The sequence below is a fragment of the Paenibacillus solanacearum genome (genome assembly GCF_910593845.1).
In the GTDB taxonomy this organism is placed as follows: Bacteria; Bacillota; Bacilli; order Paenibacillales; family NBRC-103111; genus Paenibacillus_G; species Paenibacillus_G solanacearum.
The window spans coordinates 1-18,244 of record NZ_CAJVAS010000056.1; the positions used below are offsets into that span (position 1 = coordinate 1).

An 18,244-nucleotide genomic window follows, 5' to 3' on the forward strand; every position below is an offset into this window, starting at 1 on the left:
GTTTGGGCACTAAGGCATCCATGTCGATCATCTGAAATAGTTGTGGCTGGATCCCGGTCCGTTTTGCTGCTCGCATAACTGTTCCTCATTTCTAATCAGGTATTTCTATTATTCTACCATACCGAGTATTCGTGGTGTTTTTCACCACACTTCTAAGGGATAGACGGAAGCCCGACGAACGATACACAGGTCACCGGCGCACAGCATATAGTACAAAGAAATGCTTGCGAAGGGGGATGCTTGGACATGATGCGGATGGAACCGATCGATATCGAAGGCCGCACGGCGCTGGCGATCGAGGTGAAACTGCCTAAGACGACGCTGCTGGTCGTCACGACGGATAAGGGATACATCATGTGCGGCGCGTTGGACGTGGGGCTGCTCAACGAGCGTCTGCGGGAGCGCGGCATTATCGCAGCCCGGGCTACGGGCGTGAAGACCATCGACGAGCTGCTCGAAGCGCCGCTGGAGTCGGTGACCTACGGTGCGGATGCGATCGGCGTTGTGCCCGGAATGAGGGGAAGAGACGCGGTAGCGCGGATGTTCTAGATCTGCTCCGGCGCTGTACGACACGATGGATGCGAGCTATTGCTGCAGGTCCTGGATCTGCGGCTATTTTTTTTGTTGATCTTTCGGGGAGAATCGTGAAGCCCAAGGGTATGCGTGTATTCGCCGGAAAACGGCTGTTCATATGCACAGGACTTGATATAATGAATAAAAAAAGCGAAGGGAGGAGCAGGGATGCGAACCGATACGTTTCGATTTGCGGATACGGAAGGTCGGGACATCTTCGTTTACAAGTGGGCGTCCGATCAGGAGAACAGCGAATGGCGCAGCCGGCCCAAAGGCGTCGTCCAAATCGCCCACGGCATGGCGGAGACGGCGGCACGCTACGAAAGATTGGCGCGCGTGCTGACGGAAGCGGGCTATATCGTGTACGCCAACGATCACCGGGGGCATGGGAATACGGCGAGAAGTGCCGACGAGCTGATGGTAATCGGCGAGAACGGATTCGAACGGATGACCGAGGCGATGTCGCTGCTCACCGACCAGATTGCAGCGGAGCATACCGGGCTTCCGGTATTTTTGTTCGGCCACAGCATGGGCTCGTTTCTGGCGCAGCAGTATATGTACCGGTACGGAAACAAGCTGCAGGGCGTTATTTTATCGGGGACAAGCGGCAGGCAAGGCCCGCTGCTCGGGCTTGGCATCCGGATCGCGGAGAGCCTGTGCGCGAGGAAAGGGGCGGAGCATCGCAGCGAACTGCTGATGGGGCTGTCGCTCGGCGGCTACAACCGGGTGTTCCGTCCGAACCGCACGGCGTTCGACTGGCTGAGCCGCGACGAGGCTGAGGTCGACAAGTATGTGCAGGACCCGCTCTGCGGCGCGCTGCCGACGGCGGGATTTTTTCGCGACATGTTTCACTGCTTGCAGGACATTCATCGATGGACTCACATGGAGCGGATCCCGAAGGAGCTGCCTGTCTACATTTTTGCAGGAGAACGGGACCCGGTAGGCCGGCAGGGCAAGGGCATCAAGCAGCTGGTGGACATGTACAGGAAGCTTGGCTTGCGAGACGTCGCGTGGACGCTGTACCCCGGCGGCCGGCACGAGATGCTCAACGAAATCAACCGCGACGAGGTGATGCGGCACGTAGTGGAATGGTTTGACCGTAAGCTGCCGCCATCCGGCGAGGAAACTTCCGAGTGAATAGAGAAGCTTCCCGCAGGGCAGACGGCGTGGATGCGCCGGCGACCGCCTAGCGGATCGAAGCCGCGATCCGCATCATCTCTTCTTCCGTGAACGGCGCGGGCTCCACGCTGCCTACGCCGGAGGCATAGCCGGAGATGACGAACTTCCATCCGTCCCGTTCCCAATAGAGCGTGTAGCCCGGAAACTCCTGCACGCGAAACAGCTTGGCGGGTTGCCCCTCGACGAACGTTTCTTTGACCGTCGCTTGCGCCTTCGATTCGGCGGTAAACGAAGGGACAGCCGGCTCCTCATACTTCGCGGTCACGTCGAGCATCCGCTCCCGGGTCCGGATGGAGAAATGATAGCCTGCGATTTGTCCCCGATCCGTCGTTACGTTATATTGCCGGCTCAATGCGTCTTTCTCATACGCCAGAAGCTGAGCCGGAACGGGAAACGGTACGCCGACGCTCTTCGCCGCTTCTGCCATCGTATCGTAAGACCGGATCTCGTCCCATTTGCGCTGCACCTTCCAATGATGGACGATCGACGCTTGCGCGTGTTTCGATGTGAGGAGCTTTACCGTAATCCATTCATCCAGGGCGGCGCGTACCGAAGGCGTACAGCCGAGCATGGCCGCGATCAGCAGCATGGCGGCGGATAAGCTCCAGACCGCTGTCTGGAAACGGCCCGCAGGCCGGCCGCTGGCCGCAGCTTCGCCGTTATGCCGCCGCCATGCCTCGTCGAACGTTACGGACGGCTTGCGGCCGGCCGTTTGCGCTTGCAGGGCGCGCTCGATTCCATGCACATCTGCATCCTGCCGATCATTATCCACGATCATATACTTCATCCCCGCCTTTCCGGTATTGGAAAAAGTCGTTTTGCGGCACCTGCTTCCGCAGTTTCGTTAGTCCTGCATGCAGTCTGGATTTGCATGTGCCCAGAGGGATCTCGAGCGCTTCCGCTGCCTCGCCGAGCTTGAGTCCGGCGTAAAAATGCAGCACGATGACTTCCCGCAGCTTTCGGGGCAGCCGGTCGATTTCTTTTCTGAGCTGGGCTTGCTCTTCCCCTTCCATCACAACGTGTTCCGCCGACCGCTCGTCCGCTTGCTCCGGCATTATCCCGAACAGCGTCAGCCATTGGCGCTTTCGCACCATGTTGCGCATCGTATTGAGCGTAATTTTGTAGATCCACGGCTTGAACGGCTTGTCCGGGTTGTAGGTGCCGTATTTGCGGAATGCTTGAATAAACGTCTCCTGCGTAATATCGTCGGCCAGCGCGTCCGACTTCGTCAGCAGCCAGGCGGTTCTGTACACATAAGGCGAATATTGCTCGAACATTTCTCGCGCCGCTTCTTGCGAGAGCTGCGAATTCATGGCACGCTGTCCCTCCTTCCGTTCTTCTTTCCATTCATCAGGACACTATATATACACCCCGTCCGGTCAAAAGGTTCGGTTTGCATGCACGCGATCCGTAAAAAAAGCGCCGTGCTCTGGCCGGAGATCGGCAGGAGCACAGCGCTGTTCTTTGTTTTGAAGCGGCAAGCAAGGATGGAAGGCGATTAAAAATTCGGAATAACGATGTCCACCTCGCGCCGCGTCTCCGACGATCGCAGGATGCCGTCGATGATCGCCTGGTTGAACAAAATTTGATCTGCCGGAATCGGAGCCGGACGGTTTTCCCGGATCGCCCTCACGAAGTCGTTCACTTTCTCGAAGAAGCGGTCGACTTGATGCTGGAGCACCGGAATCGATGTTTCGGCATGCCGGCCGATTTCGTCATGGTACAGCGTAATCGAGCCGACGCCACCGTCCCATACGCCATTCCATGAACTGCCGTTATAAGGCGTCGACACTTTCAGACCGGCGTCCGTGCCCAAGAAGTACGAGGCGCCGAGCGTATCCATATGCATCGCCCAGGAAATTTTGAACTGCAGCGTAATGTCTCCTTCGAGGCGGATGAAGGCGGCGCCGAAATCCTCGACCTCAAAGCTCGCCGCCTCCTTGTGATACTTCGGATTCGTGCCGAAGTAATTGGAGGTGACGGCGGAGACGGTGAGCGGCTTCGGATAGCCCAGCGCATTCAGCGCCATATCGAGCGAATAGCAGCCGATATCGGCCATCGCGCCTGCACCCGCAAGCTCCTTCTTGATGAAGGTGCCGCCCGGCATACCCCGTCGGCGTCCGCCGCCCGTCTCGACGTAGTATACTTTGCCCAGCCGGCCGGATTGGACGATGTCCTTGATGGCGACCATATTGGGGTCGTACCGAGGCTGGAAGCCGACGCTGAGCATGTTGCCCGTCCGTTTGGATGCCTGCACCATCTCGATGCCCTGCTGCAACGTGACGGAGAGCGGCTTCTCGACGAGCACGTGCTTGCCGGCTTCCAGCGCATCGATGCTGGCGCGGTGATGAGCGACGTTCGGCGTGCATACGCTTACGCCGTCCAGCTCGAGCTCAAGCAGCCGGTTGTGATCTTCGAACGGCAGCGCGCCGGTCAGCTCCTGATCGGCAATGAACTGCGCCGCTTTGCCGGGAACGACGTCGGCGACGGCGACAATGTCGACGCCGGGTATTTTCTTGTACGCTTTGGCATGCGCGCGGGCAATGCCGCCGCTGCCGATAATACCGATGCGGATGTTCGAATTCATTCGTATACGACCTCCTGTCCCATAGAGGGGATTCGTCTTTGCTTCCATTATAGCGGAGGGCGGTATGGCAAGTAATCCGAGGACGCGACGCACAGTGTATAAAAAAGCGACATTTACGTGCGGCGGCCGCTTGCTTTACATATCAAACCGATCGATCTGCTCTTTCGTCAGCAGCCGGTCGCCGGCCCTGGCATTGGCGGCCGCTTGCTCGGGCGACTTGGCACCGGGAATGGCGACGGGGGCGGTAGCGTGCGAGATGACGAAGCGCAGCGCGGTCGTCGCCATCGCTTCGCCTTCCTCCAGTACGCACTTGACGCGCTCGACCTTGCGCACGCGCTCCTCGAACGGCTTCCGTCCGGCGCCGTCCGGATTCCAGCCGCTGCGCACGCTGTCGGTAAACAAGGACGCCTCCGAATATTTGCCCGACAGCAGTCCCATCGCAAGCGGACCGCGCACGAGCACGGCGATGCCGTGCTGCTCGCAATAAGGCAGCAGTTCGTCCTCCGGCTGCCGGTTGACGAGGGAGTAATCGACCTCGACGACGCGGCAAGTGCCGCTCGCGTTAAACCGTTTGAGCACGTCCAGATTGTTGGTCGAGATGCCGTATTCCCGAATTTCCCCGTCCCGCTTCAACCTGTCGAACCCTTCCAGGAATACGGAAGGGTCGTCAATATCCGCGATATGGCACAGCATGACGTCGACCCAGTCCGTTCTGAGCCGGTGAAGGGACGCATGTGCGCACAGCCGGATCATATCCGGCGTCGTCAAAGGCACGCCCTGGCCGGTCCGTTTGCCGAAGTTGCCGATCTTCGACACGATATAGGCGTTATGGCGCGCCCCGCCCAGCGCTTTGCCCAAGCGCTGCTCGGATAAGCCGTTCGGGATGCCGTAGGATTCGGCCGTATCGAACAGATTGACGCCATGGTCGAGCGACGTGCGAATCGTAGCGTACGCTGTTGCGTCATCGACTTCGCCCCATTGATTGCCGATATTCCATGTGCCGAGACCAATGGCCGAAACATGCCAGCCCGTGCTTCCGAAACTGCGGTATATCATAACCTTTCACTCCTGTCCGATGGATAAAATAACCGATGTCTTCCTTGCGATTTACACGTCCAGCACAACCATCTGGTGGCACTGGAAGGACGGAACCTGGAAGCGGACCGACGAACCGTTTTGCTCGAACGGAAGCTCCTGCCCTTGCGGGGCCAAGTAGACGCGCTTCACCTGCTCCTGCAGCCTCAGCGTCACCTGCGTATCCAGCACGGGAAGCAGGTCTTCGATCACCTCGATGCCGCTGCCGCGTTTGACGGGCGACGCATACAGCAGATGGTTCACGTACCGCGACGCCGCCGGCTGCTTCATCAGCGTCACGATGCCTTGCGCCGGCAAGCTCGTCTCCAGCGTCTTGCGGTCCGCCAGCAGCCGGTTCAGCGCATACAGCACCGTCTCTTTGAGCGCGAGGCTGCCTTTCGACGCGTAGTCCTCGAACACGTTCCAAGCGAAATAAATGCCGTTATCGCTTTCCACCATGCCGGGCCCGTTGTGCTTGCCCGCGCTCGGTGTATGCTGGTGCGAGCAGAACGTGAAGACGTCCCGATTGAAATACGGGTATTCCCGGTATCCAAGCTCGCGTCCGCCGGCAAGCTCTACCTGCTGGCCTTGCGAGTAGAAGATGAAGGAGGCCGGGCTGCTCCAGCTGCGGAGCTCAAAGCCCGGGCGGAAGTAGTCGGGCTTATACGGACTCTCGCCGATATACTGGACGCCGAGGTCGACGGCGAACGCGGTGCCCGCTTCGTTCAAGCCGGAGCGTCCGGTGGCAAGCAGCTTGCCGCCTTGGCGGAGATACGCGTTCAGCTTGGCGGCGAGCGCCTCCGGCAGCTGGATGCGGTCGGGCAAAATGACCGCCTTGTACGGCGTCCAGTCGCTTTCCTGATCGACTACGTCGAATAAAATTTTCCCCTCGAGCAGCATCCGCACCGCGCCGGCGTCGGAGCCTCCCGCACGGTCCTCGCGTTTCTCTTCGGCCGCCGACAAGACGGCTTCGACGCTGAGCAGCGCCACATCGGCTGCGCTCTCGACCCCGGCGCACCATGGCTCCTTCTGCGCTACTTCGCGGTAGGCGGCCCCGATCAGCTCGTACGTCGCCGGGTCCATCGCGCCTTCCGGATGCAGCTGGTCGCCGATGGAGCAGCGGGCGCCGTTGGCAAGGCTGAGCGCCGTCTCGTAACGGAGCGCGTTCGGATGTTTGTAGCCGCCGAATTCGCCCCAAGTGGTGTGGAACTTGCCGGTCATGCCGAGATACGCCATTCCGAGTCCCTGCGCATAGCGTGCCGACAGCGGGAAATGGTCGTAGCCCCAGCCGCCGGTCGGCAGCGATTCCAGCTCCAGATGCGAGTTCATCTGCGCGAGGTCGCGCCGTCCCCGGCGAATATGGCCGCCGTTATGGAATACCGGCAGCCCCGGCTTGATCGCGTCGACCGCTTCGCGCACCCGGCGGGTGTAATGGGCATACGTGCGCTCGCCGAGCGCAAGCACGGCCGCCGAATCCCGCGGATCTTTGCCTTCGGAGCGAAGTGCCGCCACGCATGTATGGCAGTAGCATTTGCGCACGCCGACAATGTCGAGGAAGATGCCGTCGGCGTCGTATCCGCGAACGACCTCCTCGATCTGAGCGATCAAGAGGTCCAAGTAAAGGGAGTTCAGGCAAAACTGATGGTAGCCGGGCTTCATAAAGCCGTCCACCCAGTTGGTGTTGTCGCCTGCGTCGCGGATCAGCCATTCAGGATGGCGGCGCGCGAGCTTCTCGTCGAGTCCGGCGGATATGTAGACGGGCGTGTTGACGCCGATTTCATGGGCGGCTTCGATCATGGCGCCGAGCAAGTCGAAGTCGAGGCGGGGGTGCATGTCATTCGCTTGCGTCGGGTGGTACGCCCAGCCGTGGTGGCATTTGGAGAAGACCGTGATGGAATCGACATGACCGAGCTGCAGCATCGCTTGGAACTGCTTCTTGTCGAAGCGGGAGCCGATACCGGGGATCGCTTCGGACGTATGGAAATCGAGATGGACTTGGCGGAAACGCATGGAGCACACTCCTTTATAAGGTAGGGTGAATAAGTTCCCTTTCAATATAAAGCGCCTTCGCAGCGGAGCATAGGGGGACGGTCGACTGAAAGTAGCACATTTCCGACGAAATGATCGTATTGCCGGTCGCGCGGAAGGGCGTGTACAATAAGAAGAACATCATCGGTAACGGGGGCGTAGGCATTGGATTGTTTGCAGCTTCTCATTCCGCCGCTGCCGCAATTTTTGACGGCGGGCCATTCGGTATGGAGTCCCGGCATGCGGCATTTTCCGCGAACGTTTGACGTGTATGATCTGTTAATCGTATGCAGCGGCACCTTGTATATGTCGGAAGAAGGCAAGGAATATGAAATTCCCGGAGGCAGCATGCTGCTGCTGGAGCCGGGATGCGCCCATAGGGGTTACCGGTCGTGCGAGGAGCCGACGGAAATATACTGGGTGCACTTTGCCCATACACCTCCCGTTCAGCGTCTGGCGGAGAAGTCCGTCGCCTGGTCGGCGATGGTGCGTCAAGGCACCGATTCCGACCAGCGCCCGGTCGAGCAGTATTTGTACCTGCCGAAGTATGGTTCGGCCGATTTGAAGCCGCTGCTGCCGCTGCTGGAGGAACTGCTGCGCATGCGGCGCTCGCTTACGATGGAGCATGCGATAGACCTGCACGTCCAGCTCGGCAAGCTGCTGTCGCAGCTGCAGGCCGGGCTTCGCGGCAGTCGGCAGGGAAGCCGGTCGCTGGCCGTGGCCGATCAGGTGAAGCGGTATTTGGAAGCGCGGCTCGCCGAGCCGTACCGGGCGGAATGCATGGCGGAGACGCTTCACTTCGACGTCGATTATGCGGCGCGCTGCTTGCGTAAGCATACGGGTCTGAGCCCGCTGCAGTATCATCACGTCATCCGGGTGGAGGAGGCGAAGCGGCTGCTCCGCTATACGGGACTGCCCGTACGGGACGTGGCGGCGCAAGTCGGCTACGCCGATTACAACTATTTCATCCGCCTGTTCCGCAAAACCGCCGGCGCGAGTCCCGGCGCCTACCGTCACTCGGCGACCGGCTATGTATGAGCCGGCGTTGTGCTGCGCGGGAAAGCGGGTATAATGGGGATAGCATCATTGCCGAACGGAGGACGAGAACGATTGGATATTCAGAAAATTGCGGCGCCGCGCAAAATACATGAAGTGATCGCGGATCAGCTCAAGGAGCGGATCGTTGCGGGGGAACTGCAGCCGGGGGAGAAGCTGCCTTCCACCAAGGAGCTGTCCGAACGGTTTCAGGTGGGGCGCTCCACCGTCCGCGAAGCGCTCAGCGGGTTGAAGGCGATGGGGCTCGTGGAGAGCCGCCAGGGAGAAGGCAGCTACGTGCGCAGCATCGATTCGCAGGACGTGGCGCTGCCCGAATTCAACGCGCTGCTTATGAGCCGGGAGACGGTGATCGAGCTGATCGAGGCGAGGAAGGCGCTTGAGGTTTCGAACGCCGCCTTGGCGGCCGAGAAGCGGACGGAAGAAGATTTGCGCAAATTCGAAGCCGTGCTCAAGCGGATGGAGGAGCATCTGGGCGATGAGGTCGAAGGGGAACGGTCGGACATCGAGTTCCATCTCGTACTGGCGCAAGCGACGCATAATTCAATCATGATGCGGATGATCGACTCCATCTCCTCGCAAATGCAGACGGCCATCCGCGAGACGAGGCGTTTGCAGATGTACGCCAGCCGCACTGTGTCGCACCGGCTGTGGCAGGAGCATCTGGCCGTTTATGAAGCGATCCGGCAGCAGGATGCGGATGCGGCGCAGGAGCATATGCGCAGCCATCTGTTCCATGTCGAGCAGGTGCTGATGCAGTCTTTGAAGAAATAGGCGTCAGCGCGCATGCTTGCGCTCCGCTTGGCGCCGGAATTGCTGCGGCGTGACCCCTTTGATCTCCTTGAATACTTTGGAGAAGGTGCGGAAGGTATCAAACCCGACCTCCAGCGCCACTTCCGATACGGACATCGTCGTCGCGGACAGCAAGCCGGCTGCCCTGCCGATCCGCAGCGAATGCATGTATTCGACGAACGACTGACCGACATGGCGTTTGAAGACGCTGCTTAAATAGCTGGCGTTCCGGCCCATCGTTTCCGACAGGGCGGTCAGCGACAACGGCTCGTTGTAATGCTGGTGCATGTACTTCAGCATGTCCATGACGATGCCGGGTTTGTCGTGGCGTGTGCCGGGATCGGAGGGGCCTTCGCCAGGAGCCGTGCGCAGCAAAAAGACGCAGGCTTCGGCAAGCCTCGCCCGGATGACCGTATTTTTGCCGAGCCGGTCGGCGTTGTACTCCTGGAACATATCTTCCATCAATCTGGAGAACGCATCAAGCTGCTCTCCGGACAAATCGTAGTGCGAAGGAAGCTCGCTTCCGATCTGTAAGATGTGTTGGCGTACGATCGGATCGCAGCTGTCCGACAGCACAAGGTTCAGGTCGAACATGCAGCAGTATTTGGACAGCGCGGTTCCCGGCGCAATCACGATTTCATGCATATGGTTCGGCAGCAGAAAAGATACGGTGCCGCGCCGTAAAGCGTGGCTTTTGCCGTTCAGCTTTTCCACGCCGTTTCCTTCAATGACAAGCGACAGCTCGGCAGCGTTGTGGTAATGTAGACGGTAATTTGTCGTTAGCCGGCTGATGATCGCGTAGAAGGGCAGATCGTCTTTACCGTACTTGTTGAGCGTCAAGGCATCCTGGAATTCAAGAAATCGAGGCACCGCCATTCCCTCCCTCAGATCGCTTCCCATGCAAAAAAATCGCACATCCACCCAATAAAATGCGACGAACGCGCCGCCTAACCCTACTATAATCAAATTCAAAAGCGTCTACAATCACCGAATAAGCCTATACGAGACAAACAAACGCATAAGGCCATACGCCACTGTTCCGGCTTGTTCTGCTGCAGGGAAGGACAGAATGCACATGAGTACGATTTGGTTCATAGGGGGCATGGGCGGATGAAGGACGGAAAAGGACGGTTCACTGTACCGCTTGCGGCGCTGCTTGTTGCGGCCGGCATCGTTCCAGCCTGTTCGGCGGGCGGCGACGGCGCGAAGGACACAGCTCCCGGGAAAGAGGCCCAGAGCTTGCCGAATGCGGCAGAAAAGATGGAGCCCGTCGAATTGCAAATTTACGGCGGACGCTACGTGTCGGAGCAAGGATTCATGGATATGTATGGAAAGTACATTCAGAAAAAATACCCGCATTTGAGCTTCAAAGTATACAGCAATATGAAAGCGGCCGACATCATTGCGGCGGGGATGCCGATCGATATTTTTTATAGCGACCCGATCGCCTACCCCCGGGATGTGGCCGAATTCGGCTTGGCCTACGATATGTCCGATCTGATCAAGCAATTCAATTTTGACCAGACCCGGCTGTATCCCGGACCGGTTCAGGTAATGAAAGATACGTTCAACAAAGGAATAACGGGGCTGCCTCTGGCGATGAGAAACGTCGTGCTGCATTACAATAAAAATTTATTCGAGAAGTTCGGCGTCGCTCCCCCGCGAGATGGGATGACCTGGGATGAAGTGTACGAGCTTGCCCGAAAAATGACGCGCCAGGATAACGGCGTAACGTACCGCGGGATCGATTTTTCCGTGCATGTCATCGATTATAACCAGCTGTCGCTCGGGATGGTCGATCCGAAGACGGATCGCGCGAGCGTCAATAGCGCGCAGTGGGGCGAGCTGATTCGTAATTTTGCGCGATTTTACCAAATAACCGGCAATGAGGTAGGCACCCCGGAAGCCAAAGATATTATGGACTGGAAACGTTTCGGCGAAAAAGGGATTACGGCGATGGAGCCGACGACGTTCACTTCGGCCGCCGTGACCAAAGAGCTGTTCGACATGGACTACGTCTCGCTTCCGTCGTTTGCAGCGAAGCCGGGCATAGGGTCGCAATCGCCGGCCACGTATATCGGGCTGACGGCCAGTACCCGACATCACCGAGAAGCGTTCCGGGTCATCGAATATTTGCTGTCGAATGAATTCCAGACGATGCTTTCCCGGACGGGCACGATACCGGCGCTGAAGGACCCGGCGGTCAACGCCGTATTCGGCGCGGATGTGCCGGAGCTGGCCGGGAAAAACTTGAAGGCGGTCATTCCGTCGAATGCGGCCGCGCCGGCCCCGTTCTCCAAGTACTCGGGCAGCGTGCAGGCGAGTCTCTGGACGCCCCTGCTCAAAGTGTTCACCAGGGAGGTCGACGTCAATACCGGACTGCGAACGATGGAAGAATCAATTAACAAAAAGATCGACGAACTGAAAGCAGACAGCAAGTGAACAGGGCTTAATACGGCTATGGAGTCGTACTTGAGCCTGAAGGAAGAGGACGCGTCCCTGTTGCGGAAGCCGCAGATGGACGGGTCCTTTATGAGTTGATCGAAGGGTAGGGCTTTTCAAAAAACAACTTATCTGATAACCTGATAAGTAACGGAATCATACTTTCGAAAAAATGGAGCGATCGTTCATGCGAGTATCTCTGTTCATTACTTGTTTGGCCGACCAAATGTATCCCGAGGTTGGCGAAAGCGTTGTCAGACTGCTGCACCGGTACGGGTGCGAGGTCGATTTTCCCGAGCTGCAGACATGCTGCGGGCAGCCGGCTTATAACAGCGGCTACCAGGATGAAGCGCGCGAGGTGGCGCGCAACCTGATCCGCGCGTTCGACCACAGCGACTATGTCGTGTCGCCCTCCGGCTCCTGTACGGGCATGGTGCACCACTATTATCCTCAGCTATTCGAGAACGAGCCGGAATGGAAGGCGAAGGCGGAGCGCTTGATCGCGAAGACGTACGAATTCTCGCAGTTTCTCGTCGGGGTGCTCGGCGTGAAAGATTTGGGCGCCGTCTTCCCGGAGAAGGTGACCTATCATCCGTCCTGCCATGCGATGCGTCTGCTCGGCGTCAAGTCGGAGCCCGGCGAGCTGATGGCCCATGTCGAAGGGCTCGAGCTGATCGATTTGCCGCGCAAGGAAGACTGCTGCGGCTTCGGCGGCACGTTCGCGGTGAAGATGGCCGATATGTCGGAAGCCATGGTGTGCGAGAAGGCGGCCAACGTTTGCGCGACGAACGCCGGCGTATTGATCGGCACGGATATGGGCTGCCTGATGAATATCGGCGGGCGGCTGAACAAGGAGAACAAGCCGGTGCGCGTTATGCATTTGGCCCAGCTGCTGGAGGAAGGAGTGAAGAACGGTGAGCGGAAGCACGGCAAGTGACAAGGAACTGATCGGCACCGGCTTGAAGAAGCGGACGGAAGAAGCGCTGGCGAACGATTTTTTACGCAAAGCGGTTGCGTTTACAACGGATAAATTGAAGACGGGCAAGCTGAAGGCGTCGGACGACTTCGGCCATTGGGAAGATTGGCGCGAGCGGGGCAAGCAGATCCGCAAGCATGTCGTCGACAATCTTGACTACTATTTGACCCAGTTTACCGACAACGTGTCCAAAGCCGGAGGGCATGTGCACTTTTGCCAGACCGGGGACGAAGCGGTGAAGACATTCCTGCGGATTGCCGAGGAGCGCCGGGCGAAGCTGGTAGCGAAGGGCAAATCGATGGTGTCGGAGGAGATCCATCTCAATCATCATCTGGAGGAGCGGGGCATCGAGGCGATCGAGACGGATCTGGGCGAATATATTTTGCAGCTCGCCAAAGAAACGCCGTCGCACTTGATCATTCCGGCGATTCATAAGAACAAGCAGCAAATCGCCGATATTTTCTCGGAGGAAGCCGGCGAATCGTTCGTTCCGGAAACGAAAATACTGGCCGGCTACGCGAAGCAGCGGCTGCGCAGCTACTTTCTGGAAGCGGATATCGGGCTGACCGGCTGTAATTTCGGCGTGGCGGAATCCGGCGCGATCACGCTCGTCTCCAACGAGGGCAACGGGCGGATGGTGTCTACGCTTCCCAAATGCCACGTCGTCATCATGGGCATGGAGCGCCTGGTGCCAACCTATGACGATCTCGAGGTCGTGCTGAATTTGCTAGCGCGCAGCGCAACGGGACAGAAGCTGACGACGTACACGTCGATGATTACCGGGCCGCGCCGCGAAGGGGAGCTCGACGGACCGGAGGAGCTGCACCTGATCGTCTTGGACAACGGGCGTTCCGCGCAGCTCGGCGATCCGGTGTTCCAGGAAGTGCTGCACTGCATCCGCTGTGCGGCGTGCCTGAACGTATGCCCCGTGTACCGCCACGTGGGCGGGCACACGTACGGCAGCGTGTACAGCGGCCCGATCGGGGCCGTGCTGACGCCGCTGCTGCAGCAGGACATGAAGGAAGCGGGCCAGCTGGCCTACGCTTCCAGCCTGTGCGGAGCATGCTACGAGGCATGCCCGGTCAAGATTCCGCTGCACGACATGCTCGTGCAGCTGCGGGCACGCAAAGTGAAGCTCGGGCTGACGCCGCTCGCCGAGCGTGCCGCCTTCAAGACGTTCCAGACAACATTCGGGAACGTCACGCTGTACCGTCTGGCGACGAAGTCCGCGTACTACGCGATGAAGCCTTTCGTGAGCAAAGGCTTCATTACGAAGGCGCCGGGCCCGGGCGCAGGCTGGACGCAATCTCGGTATTTGCCGATGAAGCCGAAGCGGTCGTTCCGCGACCGCTGGGAGGCGCTTCAAAAGGAATTGAAGCAGACCCGGCAGGCTGAGCAGCAGGAAGGAGGGCATCGCCATGTCTAATGGAACCATTCAAGGGCGCGAAGCGTTCATCGCGAATTTGTCTTCGCGGCTGGGCCGCAAGGCGGTTCCGGCTGAGCGGCCCGCGCATCCGTTCCGGGGCGCGCCCGCGTTCTACAAGGAGATCGAACGGACGGCGGACGAGAAGATCGGCTTGTTCATCGAGAATTGGACTGCGCTGACCGGCAAAGCGCTCGTGGTGGAGGAAGCCGAAGCCGGCGAGAAGATCGGCGCCTGGCTGCAGGAAGTAGCGGCCGAGCTCGGTGTGACGCAGGTGTCCCGCTGGGAGCACGAAGGGCTGCAGGCGCTTGGGCTTGACGCCGCACTGGCGGCCAAGGGCATCGCAGTCGTGCCGTGGCGGGAAATCCCGCAGGGCGAGGACGAGGCTGCCGCTGCTGCCGAGCCGAGCTCGAATCCGGCCGATCGCTCCGGCATCCAGGCGAACGAATCGAACTGGGCGGGGCGCAGCGAGCTGCTGAGGCGCACGGAGCGCTGCCAGCTCGGCATCGTTTGGCCGGACTTCGCCGTGGCGAACACGGGGACGCTGGTGCTGCAATGCTCGCGGGAGCGCGGCCGTTCCGTCAGCCTGCTGACGGAAATATTGTTCGCGGTGTTCCGCGCCGACCAGCTCGTGAACCGGATGGGCGAGGCGTTCACGGAGATCACGTCCGGCAAGACGCTGCCGGAGCAGTACGCTTCCTCGCTTAACCTGATCACCGGACCGAGCCGAAGCGCCGACATCGAGAACGATTTGACGATCGGCATTCACGGGCCGGGCAAAGTGTACGCGGTCATTATTAAGTAAGTCAAAATCCAATCCCGGTCTCCCAGCGAGGCCGGGATTTTTTAGTTACAATGAAATAATCGGTACCCGGTTCGTTTGAGAAAAAGGTACAATAGGGCTCATACAGCGCAAGGCCCAGCGACAAACACCGGTACGCGTCCGATACGCAGCGTTCAGGTCGGAATCCATAAGTCGGGAGCGTGCGTGATCTTAAGGATGGGGGAACAGCCATGAATATAACGATCGATCCGGTGCCGTTTGAGCAAAAATCGGTACTGCGGAATTTACTGGAGCTGTACAAGTACGATTTTACCGAGTTTGATCCGGAGGACGTGAACGAGCACGGACTATACGAGTACAAATATTTGGACCATTACTGGACGGAAGAAGGCCGTCATGCGTTTTTTGTCCGGGCGGATGGCAAGCTGGCCGGCTTCGCCCTGGTGCGGCAGCTGGGCGAAACGGAGGAGGGCATGGCGATCTACTCGATGGCCGAATATTTTATTATGCGCAAATATCGCCGCTCGGGACTCGGCCGGACGTTTGCGTGCCGTCTGTTCGACCGGTTTCGCGGCGTATGGCGCGTAGCACAAATCGAAGAAAATATGCCGGCCCGTCATTTCTGGTCGAGCATTATTACCGAGTATACCAAAGGGCAGTTCGAGGAACTGCGGGAACCGGATTGGGACGGTCCGATTCACCGGTTCCAGAATCGACTCGATGCGCCGCCGGGCGGGTCTTCGATCCGCATAACAAACCAAGGAGCGCTCCCTTCTCCGCCATAATGGGTGAGAACGAAAGCGCTCCTCCTCAATCCTACTACCATTCATCCTTTCATCTGTCCATCCAGCGCCGCTTTCGCCGCAGCAATCTCTTCATCGCTGACCTCTTTGTCGCCGTAGCGCACTTTTTCGTACACGGTCACAATTGGCTGGGGTGTGAGCAGGGACTGTTTTTCCCAGCGCTCCAGCTCCTGTCCCGTCTCCTTCGGCGTCAAGTAAGGCTTCGCCTTATATCCCGCCCTGCGGCCCATCGCCAGCATTGCGCGATACAAATAGCGCGCCCGCTCCCGGTTGCTGCGCAACTCATCCCAGCGCGGCTCTTTGTCGCCAGGCTTGAACATGCTGCCGAATCGCGAAGTAAACACGTTCCGGAACGCCCGCCAGTCCATAATGCTCTCCACGTCGTCCTCGTACCCGATCCCGCTTTCCATGCGTTCGCCTTGGCTAAGAAACTCGATCAGCCATTTGTAGCTGTTCCGAATCCAGCGGATCAGCATGCGTGCGAGCCGGTACACGACAAAAAAGATCACAGCTGCCATGAAAATATAGACGAGGATCAGCGCCGCTTTTTGCAGCCAAATCAACCATTCCGACGGCTCCTCCGGGGGGCCTGAAGGCATTTGGCTAACCGGCGGCCGAGCAGGGGTTATGGGATTTAGTTCGAACTCGATCGGCATGCCGAAGTTGAAGCCGCCAAGCAGCTTGCTTTTCAACCACAGCACCGCTTGCTGCAATATCGGGAAGACGGCGATCAGCACCGCGATAATGAACAGGACCATCGTCAATGCACGGTTTTGCCACAGCACGGCGGCGGTCAACGGCGCGGTTTTTTTCGCAGACAACGTCTCCTGCTTCAAGTAACCCTGATTCACCATGAGCATCATCAGGGCGAGCGAAGGGATGCCGCACCAGAGCAGCAGCGGCTGGTACGGGGCGAACGAGTCTACCGCAAATGGAATAAAACGCATGAACATCGACGTCAAGAAGTACAGCACGATCCCAACGACGTAGTAACCGGGCGGAAAATACTCGATCCACCGCACAACCGCCGTCCGGGAACCACGGTAGCCGAAGATGAAGCCAACCGGCCATATATAGAGGAACATGGCGGTCCCGCCCATCCATGCGTACGAATGCAGCAAGGCGGCGGCGACCAGACAGAGCAGAAGCGGGAGATGTACGATGCTCCGCAAAAAACGCGCATGGCCCAGCGCATAACCGGCCAAGTGGCACAGCGGCAGCGTCGTCAGCCATAGCCAGCGCTCGGGCGATTCGGGCAATGCAAATAGGGTCGGCAGCAGAAACAACGGGAAAAAGAGCAGCAGCTCGGTATATCCTCTGGCAAGCGATTTGCCGCTTGCGGCGATCGCTGTAATCATGATGCGCCGACCTCCGTTCTCTGCCCGCTGGGCTGGTCGGCATGGTCCTGCAGCAGAAACACGTTCACCGCATTGCCGTTACGCCGCAGCTGCTCCATCGGTCCGAGCATTTTGTCCCCGACATGCGTGGAAATAATAAGAATGTCCATGCCGGATACCGCGCGCTCCACTTCTTCTTCGAGGAAGTAGTCGAACGGGAGGCAGCGGGCGACGATCAGCCTCGCCATCGTTTCGAGCAAATATTCCAGCTGCGCGTACCCGTTCATCGGCGTCACCCGCACCGGCTGGCTCGGATCGTCGATGGAATGGGCATTCGTTGCGAAGCCGACGTCCATGCCGTGCTCGATCGCACGCTCCGCGAATGCGGCGGCGTAGGAGATTCCTTTTTCCATCAGCGCCACGTTGTTGACCTGATCCCACATGCCTTCGTGATCCTCGACATTGTAATAAATAAGCAGCCGATGCTCCGCCGTATAATCATGCTGATGCACCTGCAGCTTGCCGCTGCGCGCCGTCGCCTTCCAGTTGACGCCCTTGAGCGGATCGCCCATCCGGTATTCCCTGACGCCGGCAATCATGAACGGGTCGTCGATGATCCAGCGCCGCACCGTAAAATCCCCTTGCCAGCTGTGCGTCGGCAAATCGATGTCCTCCAACGGAACGGGTCGCGGATAGACGAGCAGCTCGCCGTCGACGGTCAGCTGCCGGTTTGTTTTATACAGCCCGATGATGTCGCCGGTGGTCAGCGTTGCCGTACGCAGACGGTAGCAGCCGCGTTCCAGACAGGTGATTTTATGGCGTCTCGTAATTTTTGTAAACGGCATCAGGCTGAAGAAGCTGCGGTGGTTTTGGAACATCATGCCGTCGCTGATATCGAGGTTGAACTGCTGTCCGAATCGCACGTTGCCGTGAATGAGCGATTCGAGCCGCAGCCACGGAACCGGCAGCAGCGAATGGTTGGAGAGCCGCTCGACCATTTCCACCGGGTCGCCGGGATAGCAGGCGCGCATGTTGAAATATCGCTCGTAGCTCAGCTTGCGCGCCCCGAAGCTGCGGAAGATCCAGGCTTGCCCGGCGATGACGATGGCGGCAATGAACAGAAACCAATGAATCCCCAATCAATCACACCCTATTCGTGATGATGAAAGTGCGTCTCCTGCCGCAGGAAGGCA

Annotated in this window: 17 protein-coding genes; 9 read left to right on the forward strand and 8 right to left on the reverse strand. The window is 58.9% G+C overall.

The features are described from left to right. The first annotated feature begins 246 nt into the window (after positions 1-246). Both KXG62_RS30825 and KXG62_RS30830 read left to right on the forward strand, forming a co-directional pair. On the forward strand, positions 247-549 hold the full coding sequence (locus KXG62_RS30825) for a YunC family protein (RefSeq protein WP_218095843.1): 303 nt from the start codon (positions 247-249) through the stop codon (positions 547-549). Between the two features lie 192 nt (positions 550-741). Further along, positions 742-1,710, forward strand: a complete 969-nt coding sequence (locus KXG62_RS30830) for an alpha/beta hydrolase (RefSeq protein ID WP_218095844.1) — start codon at positions 742-744, stop codon at positions 1,708-1,710. 49 nt (positions 1,711-1,759) lie between these two features. Here the strand turns inward: KXG62_RS30830 and KXG62_RS30835 are convergent, their stop codons facing one another. The 5 genes from KXG62_RS30835 to KXG62_RS30855 form a co-directional block, all read right to left on the reverse strand. Next, positions 1,760-2,530 (reverse strand): DUF4367 domain-containing protein, encoded by a 771-nt coding sequence (locus KXG62_RS30835; RefSeq protein ID WP_218095845.1) that lies wholly within the window; start codon positions 2,528-2,530, stop codon positions 1,760-1,762. Next, complete coding sequence (locus KXG62_RS30840; RefSeq protein ID WP_218095846.1) at positions 2,517-3,065, reverse strand: RNA polymerase sigma factor; 549 nt, start codon at positions 3,063-3,065, stop codon at positions 2,517-2,519. The genes KXG62_RS30835 and KXG62_RS30840 overlap by 14 nt, the downstream gene beginning before the upstream one ends. Before the next feature lie 185 nt (positions 3,066-3,250). Next, positions 3,251-4,339 (reverse strand): Gfo/Idh/MocA family protein, encoded by a 1,089-nt coding sequence (locus KXG62_RS30845; RefSeq protein ID WP_218095847.1) that lies wholly within the window; start codon positions 4,337-4,339, stop codon positions 3,251-3,253. A gap of 135 nt (positions 4,340-4,474) precedes the next feature. After that, on the reverse strand, positions 4,475-5,395 hold the full coding sequence (locus KXG62_RS30850; RefSeq protein ID WP_218095848.1) for an aldo/keto reductase: 921 nt from the start codon (positions 5,393-5,395) through the stop codon (positions 4,475-4,477). 51 nt (positions 5,396-5,446) lie between these two features. Continuing rightward, entirely contained in the window at positions 5,447-7,423 is a 1,977-nt protein-coding gene (locus tag KXG62_RS30855) for a beta-galactosidase trimerization domain-containing protein (RefSeq protein WP_218095849.1), read from the reverse strand. Positions 7,424-7,606: 183 nt separating this feature from the next. On the opposite strand from KXG62_RS30855, the gene KXG62_RS30860 reads away from it, so the two are divergent. Continuing rightward, the gene (locus KXG62_RS30860) at positions 7,607-8,479 is read left to right on the forward strand and encodes an AraC family transcriptional regulator (RefSeq protein WP_218095850.1); all 873 of its coding nucleotides are present in this window, start codon (positions 7,607-7,609) and stop codon (positions 8,477-8,479) included. 72 nt (positions 8,480-8,551) lie between these two features. After that, positions 8,552-9,268, forward strand: coding sequence for a FadR/GntR family transcriptional regulator (locus tag KXG62_RS30865; RefSeq protein ID WP_218095851.1), 717 nt, complete (start codon positions 8,552-8,554; stop codon positions 9,266-9,268). A gap of 3 nt (positions 9,269-9,271) precedes the next feature. Here KXG62_RS30865 and KXG62_RS30870 read toward each other — a convergent pair whose 3' ends face one another. Next, positions 9,272-10,156: an AraC family transcriptional regulator gene (locus KXG62_RS30870; RefSeq protein ID WP_218095852.1), complete on the reverse strand. Its 885-nt coding sequence runs from the start codon at positions 10,154-10,156 to the stop codon at positions 9,272-9,274. Positions 10,157-10,396: 240 nt separating this feature from the next. On the opposite strand from KXG62_RS30870, the gene KXG62_RS30875 reads away from it, so the two are divergent. From KXG62_RS30875 to KXG62_RS30895, 5 genes are all read left to right on the forward strand, one after another. Further along, positions 10,397-11,728: an ABC transporter substrate-binding protein gene (locus KXG62_RS30875; protein WP_218095853.1), complete on the forward strand. Its 1,332-nt coding sequence runs from the start codon at positions 10,397-10,399 to the stop codon at positions 11,726-11,728. Positions 11,729-11,915: 187 nt separating this feature from the next. Continuing rightward, on the forward strand, positions 11,916-12,665 hold the full coding sequence (locus KXG62_RS30880) for a (Fe-S)-binding protein (protein ID WP_218095854.1): 750 nt from the start codon (positions 11,916-11,918) through the stop codon (positions 12,663-12,665). Then, positions 12,643-14,130, forward strand: coding sequence for a LutB/LldF family L-lactate oxidation iron-sulfur protein (locus KXG62_RS30885; RefSeq protein ID WP_218095855.1), 1,488 nt, complete (start codon positions 12,643-12,645; stop codon positions 14,128-14,130). The genes KXG62_RS30880 and KXG62_RS30885 overlap by 23 nt, the downstream gene beginning before the upstream one ends. Continuing rightward, a complete protein-coding gene (locus tag KXG62_RS30890) occupies positions 14,123-14,932 on the forward strand; it encodes a LutC/YkgG family protein (RefSeq protein WP_218095856.1) in 810 nt (269 codons plus the stop codon). Before KXG62_RS30885 ends, KXG62_RS30890 begins: the two co-directional genes overlap by 8 nt. A 209-nt stretch (positions 14,933-15,141) precedes the next feature. After that, positions 15,142-15,696 (forward strand): GNAT family N-acetyltransferase, encoded by a 555-nt coding sequence (locus KXG62_RS30895; protein ID WP_218095857.1) that lies wholly within the window; start codon positions 15,142-15,144, stop codon positions 15,694-15,696. 41 nt (positions 15,697-15,737) lie between these two features. On the opposite strand, the gene KXG62_RS30900 is transcribed toward KXG62_RS30895, so the two are convergent. Both KXG62_RS30900 and KXG62_RS30905 read right to left on the reverse strand, forming a co-directional pair. Then, positions 15,738-17,072 (reverse strand): DUF4129 domain-containing protein, encoded by a 1,335-nt coding sequence (locus KXG62_RS30900; RefSeq protein WP_218095858.1) that lies wholly within the window; start codon positions 17,070-17,072, stop codon positions 15,738-15,740. After that, entirely contained in the window at positions 17,069-18,190 is a 1,122-nt protein-coding gene (locus KXG62_RS30905; RefSeq protein ID WP_218095859.1) for a DUF58 domain-containing protein, read from the reverse strand. Before KXG62_RS30905 ends, KXG62_RS30900 begins: the two co-directional genes overlap by 4 nt. Positions 18,191-18,244: the final 54 nt, after the last annotated feature.